Consider the following 6,533-nt stretch of genomic DNA (forward strand, 5'->3'; position numbering starts at 1 on the left):
CCGCGTCCTCGGCCCTGTACGACATCGCGCTGGGCGACCGGCAGGAATCCCAGTCGTCCTCCGGCCTCATCGTCGCCACGGGGCTGGGCTCCTCGGCCTGGATCAAGAGCATCGTCACGGGATCGATGGGCATTGCCCGCGCCGTGCGCGGCGCGTCCACCGACTTCGACTACCAGCCCTTCGCCTGGGATGCGCCACGCCTGGACTTCGCCGTGCGCGAGCCCTTTCCCAGCCGCTCCTCCACGGCCGAGCTGGTCTACGGCCAGGTCACCGCCGGCCAGCCGCTGACCCTGCGCTCGCGCATGCCCGACCATGGCGTCATCTTCTCGGACGGCATGGAGGCCGACTACCTGCAGTTCACGGCGGGCATGCAGGCCACCATCGGCCTGTCGGAGCGGCAGGGCTGCCTGGTGGTGTGAAGGACCGGCCCTGCAGCATGGCGCAGCACCCTCAGAACACCTACAACAACGAACAGACCATGAATCTCGCAACAGCACCCTACCTGCAGCAATCTGCCACCTGGCCTTCCGAGGGAGAGCAGATCCTCGCCCACTACGACGACTCCACCGTGGTGGTCTACCAGGCCTATCGCCCGGCCATCGGCCTTCACGCTCTGGAGCATGGCCAGTTCGGCGGCCCGGACTTCAGCTTCACGCGCATGAGCTGGATCAAGCCCAATTTCCTCTGGATGATGTATCGCTGCGGCTGGGCGACCAAGGCCGGCCAGGAAGTCATCCTCGGCCTGCGCATCCGCCGGACTTTCTTCGAGAGCCTGCTGGATGCCGCCGTACCTTCCACCTTCAACCCCCGGCTCTACGCTGGCCTGCCCGAGTGGCAGCAAGCGGTGGCCACCTCCGAGGTGCGCCAGCAATGGGATCCGGACCATGCCCCCAGCGGCGCCAAGCTGCCGTTGCGTGCCATCCAGCTGGGCTTGCGTGGCAAGCTGCTACGCCGTTTCGCCACGGAGGAACTGCTGGAGGTCATCGACATGACATCCTTCGTCACCGAGCAGCGGGCCCATGCCCAGGATGAAAATCCGATGCTCATGACTCCCGTGGAGCGCGTCTACGTGCGGCTCGACAGGAAGAATTGCGCACCTGAGAACTCCGTATGACCAACACAGACCACATCGCCTCCCTGCAAGACCTCCAGCACGCCATGGCCCAGGGTCTCACCCCGCGCTTCCTGCCGTTCTGGGGCCACCAGCCTGCGGCCGATGGCTCCATCGGCAAGACCTGCATGAGCCAGTGGTTCGAGGCGGGCTTCGAGGTCGATGGCCAGCACTACCCCACGGCCGAGCATTTCATGATGGCGGGCAAGGCGCGGCTGTTTGGCGACGAGGCGGCGCACGCGGCCATCGTGCGCTGCCGCACGCCGGGCGAGGCCAAGAAGCTGGGGCGTGGCATCCAGGGCTTCGATGAAGCGGCCTGGGTGGCCGCGCGCATGGGCATCGTGGTGCGCGCCAACCAGGCCAAGTTCTCCCAGAACCCAGCCCTGGCCAGCTATCTGCTGAACACGGGCGACCGCGTGCTGGTGGAAGCCAGCCCCGTGGACGCCATCTGGGGCATCGGCCTGGCTGCCGACGATGTGCGCGCCACCGACCCCGCGCGCTGGCAGGGCCTGAACCTGCTGGGCTTTGCCCTCATGCAGGTGCGTGCGCGGCTGCGCAGCACCGCTCCCTGACCGACCATGATCAAGAGCACCGGCATGGCCATGGACACACTGGACCGATACCGCGGCGCCCTGCTGGGCCTGGCCTGCGGCGACGCCGTGGGAACGACGCTGGAATTCCAGCCGCGCGGCAGCTTTGCGCCGCTGACCGACATGGTCGGGGGCGGCCCGTTCTCGCTGCCCGCAGGCAAGTGGACCGACGACACCTCCACGGCCCTGTGCCTGGCCGAAAGCCTGCTCCAGCGCGGCGGCTGCGACCCGCACGACCAGATGACGCGCTATGCCAACTGGTACGAATGGGGGTACTGGAGTTCCACCGGCAACTGCTTTGACATCGGCATGGCCACCAGGGCGGCCATCCAGCGCTTCCTGGCCACCGGCGATCCGCTGGCCGGATCGCCCGACCCGGACCAGGCCGGCAACGGCTCCCTGATGCGGCTGGCGCCCGTGCCCATGTTCTTCGGCCCCGACGAGGACCTGGTGCAGCGCATGGCTGAACTCAGCTCACGCACGACCCACGCGGCACCTGAATGCCTGCAGGCCTGCCGCCTGTTCGCCGTGGCGCTGTGCCGGGCACTGCAGGGGCTGCCCCGGCAGCAGGTTCTGGACCTGGGCGGCGTTCTGCAAGACGGCGCCAACCCGCGCCTGCGGGAGATTGCCCGTGGCGACTATCGCGACAAGCCGGCCGCACAGATTCGCGGCAGCGGCTACGTGGTGGACAGCCTGGAGGCGGCCCTGTGGTGCTTTGCGAGGCATGACAGCTTTGAAGGCGCAGTGCTGCAGGCCGCCAACCTGGGCGATGACGCCGACACCACGGCAGCCATCACGGGCCAGTTGGCCGGAGCCTTCCACGGCGCCAGCGGCATTGCGGACCGCTGGCTGGAACGCCTGCACCTGGCCCCTGAGATCACAGCCCTGGCCAATGGGCTCTGGCAAGCCGCCAGAGGTGCCAGGGACGCTTCTCCGACCGCACCTCTCAGCAACTGAGTCGCCTGGCGCGCTCCCGACAAGGCAGTCGCCGGGTCCGCGAGCGGACTGGACCTGGCTTGTCTGCGCGACCTCCCACGCGCCCGAGCTCCGTGACACGCAGGCCTTGCTCTTTGCGAATGGCGTGCATGGGCGGCTTTTGACTGAGCCACGCCCCATTTTCAGAACAATCTGATTGCATCAACTCATATCTTCGGCGTAGAGTGTGAAATACCTAAGAGGCCACACATCGAATGATTCGATGCTTTCATTTCCACCCCCTCGTCAGTCACTCAAAAGTTCAATTTAACTATTGCGTGATATTTTCGAGAATCATACTTCAACAATGGATCGAATCAGTATCATGCATTTCTCTTTCATTCCCTCATTTCCCTCGCAAGTACGCCGCCTTGCATTGATCGCCCTTCCATTCTTCATTGCCTTTTCAGCGGCAACGATGAACACCAATGCCTTTGCCGGCGGCGTATTCTCCCCCACCAGCTCCAGCATTTCACTGCCCGAGGAAATAACAGTACCCGGAAGTTACGCCAACGGATCGACGCTATGGAAGTCTACGACAACCGTATTTAATCTGCGAGCAGTGCTGAACACGGCATTCGAGTACGATATTGAAAAAGCCGTTGTAGCCGCCAATGTTCAATCCGGGACCAAGACGCCCGGATACAATAATGTCTACGGCACCAATATTCCCGGCATTGGAATCCGCTGGTGGGCCACATGGCGCGGCCCCAGCGCTCCCAGTGGCAGAACCATGCCCATTACCACCGAATCAGAAAATAATTCGGGCGCGCTGGGTTATTTCTGGAATAGTTCATCCCCCCAGGATGTCTGGATCGAGCTGGTGAAAACCGGCAGCGTTTCCGCTGGCGTGCTAACGGGCTCCGGGATGAACGTCGATATGCGATTCCAGTGCCCCGGCTGCACCGCAGGAAACGTCAACCTGTCCGGCCGCACCAGGGTGGTGGTCGGTCCCTCCTGCTCGGTGGCCGCCTCGGCCATCTCCGTACCCATGGGCGCTGTGCCCATCCTGCGATTCACGGGCCTCCAATCCACCTCCATCCCCCAGCACTTCGACATCACGCTGGAATGCAAGGGCGGCGCGCCCGCAAGCGTTCTGCGCCCCCACGTCACGCTCACCGATGCCAACGACACCAGCAATCGGAGCACCGTCCTGACCTTGAGCCAGGCCACGCCAGGCGGCAAGCCGGTTGCCACCGGAATAGGCATACAGATACTGAAGGATGGCACCGCACTCGGCTACGGCCCGGACTCCAACGTGCCTGGCAACACCAACCAATGGAGTGCGGGAACCATCGCCCAAGGCATTGCCCAGTTCAAGATCCCGCTGACTGCCAAATACGTGCAGACCGCTGCGGCAGTCACGACGGGGCAGGCCAACGGCAGGGCCACCTTCACGCTGAACTACCAGTGAGCAGCGTCCCCGCCCTCAGGGCTTCTTGTCCAGCTGCATTTCCCAGGACTTGAGCTGCTTGGCGCGGGCGCGGGCGAAGTCGCTCCAGCAGTTGGCGCGCGCATCGTCCTTGGCAAAGCTGGCGGAATTGAATTCGGCCAGGAACTCGCAGGCACTGCGCGCGTACTGCACCCAGTTTCTCTGCGCCACTTCCAGCTCTTCCGATGCCTGGGGCATGCGGGCCTTGAGCTTGAGCGACAGCGAGACGTAGGCGGCCTTGACCATGGCCACGTTCTGCTCGTGCAGGCAGGCGCGCACCTCGGACATGTTGGTGGAGCTTTCCTCGCAATTGCCCGAGCTGGTGGGATTGGCGGCCCGGGCCACGGGGCTGGCACACAGCAGGGCGGCGCAGGCGAGAGGGGCGAGTAGGGACGCTAGGGCTTGGTGCATGGAAGAGGGCTCGCTGGGAGGTGCCGGTGCGTGCAGCACCCCGGCCGTCGCGATTACACCATCGACCCGCCCTGCCTCGGGCCCACATTTCCCTGGTGATCACCCTGATGCAGCGACGCAAAGCGCATAAACATGCTCCCAAAGCTTTGTTGCCGTGGGTCAAGGGCGGCCAGAAGATGCAGGCGTACGCATCTTTCGTTTGTCCCGACCGCCCCGCTCCCGCCATGCACACAAGCCCCACCCTGCGCCGCCAGCCCCGCGCCACCCTTTCCGCATCCCTGACCTTCATCGCCGCCGCGCTGGCCCTGGCCTGCACCCAGGCCCGGGCCGATGCCACGCTGGACAAGATCAAGCAGCGCGGCAAGGTCACCATTGGCGTGCTGGTCAATGGCGGGCCCTTCGGCTCCATCGACCCGTCCACCCAGCAGCTGGTGGGCTGGAACCCCGAGCTGGCACGCGCCCTGGCCAAGGGCCTGGGCGTGGAGGCCGAGCTGGTCCAGGTGCAGACCGCCACGCGCGTGCAGTTCCTGCAGGCCGGCAAGGTGGATCTGCTGATCGCCTCCATGGAGTTGAACCCCGACCGTGCCGAGACCCTGGGCTACGCGCCCACGCCCTTCTACCGCGTGGGCGGCATTGCCGCCGTGCGCAAGGGCAGCGGCATCGCCAGGTGGGAAGACCTGCGCGGCAGGCCCGTGTGCGTGTCCCAGGGCAGCAGTTTTGCCAAGCCGCTGGCCAGCGAGTACGACGCCCAGGTGCATGGCTACAAGAGCTCGTCGGACTCGCTGCTGGCGCTCAAGGGCGGCAACTGCGTGGCCGCCGTGCATGACAGCACGCTGATCTACCCGCTGCTGCGCAGCAACCCCGAATGGGCGCATTACTCGGCTCCCATCGCCGGCGAGGTGCTGCCCGCGCCTTCCGTGGTCTGGACCCGCAAGGGCGAGGCCGACACCATCGCCGCCGTGGACAAGGTGGTGCAGGACTGGCACCGCACGGGCTGGCTGATCGCCGCCGAAAAGCGCGTGGGCATCGAGCCGGCCAACCCGCTGCTGCCCGAGCTGCAGGCCAGGTTCAAGGGCACGGCTGGCTGACACGCAGGACCGGCACGACAAGCTGCACCGGGCTGCGCCCCGGGCACCCGGTCCTGCCGGCCGTCTTGCGCCTTCCCACCATGAACGACTCTCTACTCGCCCAGGGCGTGCAAGCGCTCAAGGGCCTGGGCCTGAACTACGCCTTCGTGCTGGATGTGTCCGAGCGCCAGGCCTTTGTGCGCGGCATGTTCGTGACCGTGCAGCTGGCCCTGCTGACCATTGCCGGCAGCCTGGCGGCCGGCGTGGCGCTGGCGGCGGCCCTGACCTCGGGCCGCGCCTGGCTGGCACGGCCTGCACGCGCCTTTGTGGAGGTCACGCGCAACACGCCCACGCTGGTGCAGCTGTACTGCGCCTTCCTGGTGCTCAACATGCTGATCACCCAGCAACTGCGCGACTGGGGCGCGGGCAACAACCCGCTCACGCCCTTTGTCTGGGTGGTGATCGTGGTCTCGCTGCACAAGGGCGTGTTCCATGCCGAGGCGCTGCGCGCCGGCATCGAGGCCGTGCCCGCCACCACGCTGGAGGCAGCGCGCTCGCTGGGCTTTTCGCAGCACCAGCTGCTGGTGCGCGTGCAGCTGCCGCTGGCCGTGCGCTTTGCCCTGCCCTCGCTGACCAACAACCTGGTGGACCTGGTGAAGATGACGGCCGTGGCCTCGGCCATTGCCGTGGGCGACGTGACCTACGAGTCCATCATGATCTGGTCGCAGCGCGACAACGTGCTGGAGCTGCTGCTGCTCATCCTGCTGTGGTTCGGCCTGCTGACCTGGCTGGTCAGCCTGGCGGGCCGCTGGCTGGAACAACACCTGAGGATGCCCGGCTATGGCCAATGAAGCCACCCTGAACACCGGCGCCGCGCCCCGCCCGCTGCCTGCCGCCGTGCTGCGCGCGGCGCGCAGCCCCTGGCTGATCGCAGGCGCCGCACTGCT

Annotated in this window: 7 protein-coding genes and 1 pseudogene; 7 read left to right on the plus strand and 1 reads right to left on the minus strand. The window is 66.1% G+C overall.

Annotated elements, in window-relative coordinates:
• The 5 genes and pseudogenes from L995_RS18105 to L995_RS18125 all read left to right on the plus strand — a co-directional run.
• A pseudogene (locus L995_RS18105) lies at positions 1–419 on the plus strand (sugar kinase); the annotation flags it as partial.
• Between the two features lie 17 nt (positions 420–436).
• A complete protein-coding gene (locus L995_RS18110; protein ID WP_231574466.1) occupies positions 437–1,114 on the plus strand; it encodes a DUF4291 domain-containing protein in 678 nt (225 codons plus the stop codon).
• The gene (locus L995_RS18115; protein ID WP_047472874.1) at positions 1,111–1,683 is read left to right on the plus strand and encodes an NADAR family protein; all 573 of its coding nucleotides are present in this window, start codon (positions 1,111–1,113) and stop codon (positions 1,681–1,683) included. The genes L995_RS18110 and L995_RS18115 overlap by 4 nt, the downstream gene beginning before the upstream one ends.
• A 6-nt stretch (positions 1,684–1,689) precedes the next feature.
• Entirely contained in the window at positions 1,690–2,658 is a 969-nt protein-coding gene (locus tag L995_RS18120; protein ID WP_231574467.1) for an ADP-ribosylglycohydrolase family protein, read from the plus strand.
• A 343-nt stretch (positions 2,659–3,001) separates the two neighbouring features.
• Positions 3,002–4,090, plus strand: a complete 1,089-nt coding sequence (locus L995_RS18125; protein WP_269431529.1) for a fimbrial protein — start codon at positions 3,002–3,004, stop codon at positions 4,088–4,090.
• Positions 4,091–4,105: 15 nt separating this feature from the next.
• Here L995_RS18125 and L995_RS18130 read toward each other — a convergent pair whose 3' ends face one another.
• The gene (locus tag L995_RS18130; RefSeq protein ID WP_047472875.1) at positions 4,106–4,519 is read right to left on the minus strand and encodes a lysozyme inhibitor LprI family protein; all 414 of its coding nucleotides are present in this window, start codon (positions 4,517–4,519) and stop codon (positions 4,106–4,108) included.
• A 224-nt stretch (positions 4,520–4,743) separates the two neighbouring features.
• Here L995_RS18130 and L995_RS18135 point away from each other — a divergent pair, with 224 nt between their 5' ends.
• Positions 4,744–5,607 (plus strand): transporter substrate-binding domain-containing protein, encoded by an 864-nt coding sequence (locus L995_RS18135; RefSeq protein WP_047472876.1) that lies wholly within the window; start codon positions 4,744–4,746, stop codon positions 5,605–5,607.
• Positions 5,608–5,687: 80 nt separating this feature from the next.
• Positions 5,688–6,437: an amino acid ABC transporter permease gene (locus L995_RS18140; protein ID WP_047472877.1), complete on the plus strand. Its 750-nt coding sequence runs from the start codon at positions 5,688–5,690 to the stop codon at positions 6,435–6,437.
• Positions 6,438–6,533 lie beyond the last annotated feature (96 nt).

Origin of the sequence: Delftia sp. ZNC0008, from assembly GCF_000799035.1 — a bacterium.
Taxonomy (GTDB): Bacteria; Pseudomonadota; Gammaproteobacteria; order Burkholderiales; family Burkholderiaceae_C; genus Comamonas; species Comamonas tsuruhatensis.

Bases quoted from the DNA above. Each gene is read 5' to 3' on its own strand.
- L995_RS18110 (WP_231574466.1), top strand. From the start codon at position 437: ATGGCGCAGCACCCTCAGAACACCTACAACAACGAACAGACCATGAAT.
- L995_RS18115 (WP_047472874.1), top strand. From the start codon at position 1,111: ATGACCAACACAGACCACATCGCCTCCCTGCAAGACCTCCAGCACGCC.
- L995_RS18120 (WP_231574467.1), top strand. From the start codon at position 1,690: ATGATCAAGAGCACCGGCATGGCCATGGACACACTGGACCGATACCGC.
- L995_RS18125 (WP_269431529.1), top strand. From the start codon at position 3,002: ATGCATTTCTCTTTCATTCCCTCATTTCCCTCGCAAGTACGCCGCCTT.
- L995_RS18130 (WP_047472875.1), bottom strand. From the start codon at position 4,519: ATGCACCAAGCCCTAGCGTCCCTACTCGCCCCTCTCGCCTGCGCCGCC.
- L995_RS18135 (WP_047472876.1), top strand. From the start codon at position 4,744: ATGCACACAAGCCCCACCCTGCGCCGCCAGCCCCGCGCCACCCTTTCC.
- L995_RS18140 (WP_047472877.1), top strand. From the start codon at position 5,688: ATGAACGACTCTCTACTCGCCCAGGGCGTGCAAGCGCTCAAGGGCCTG.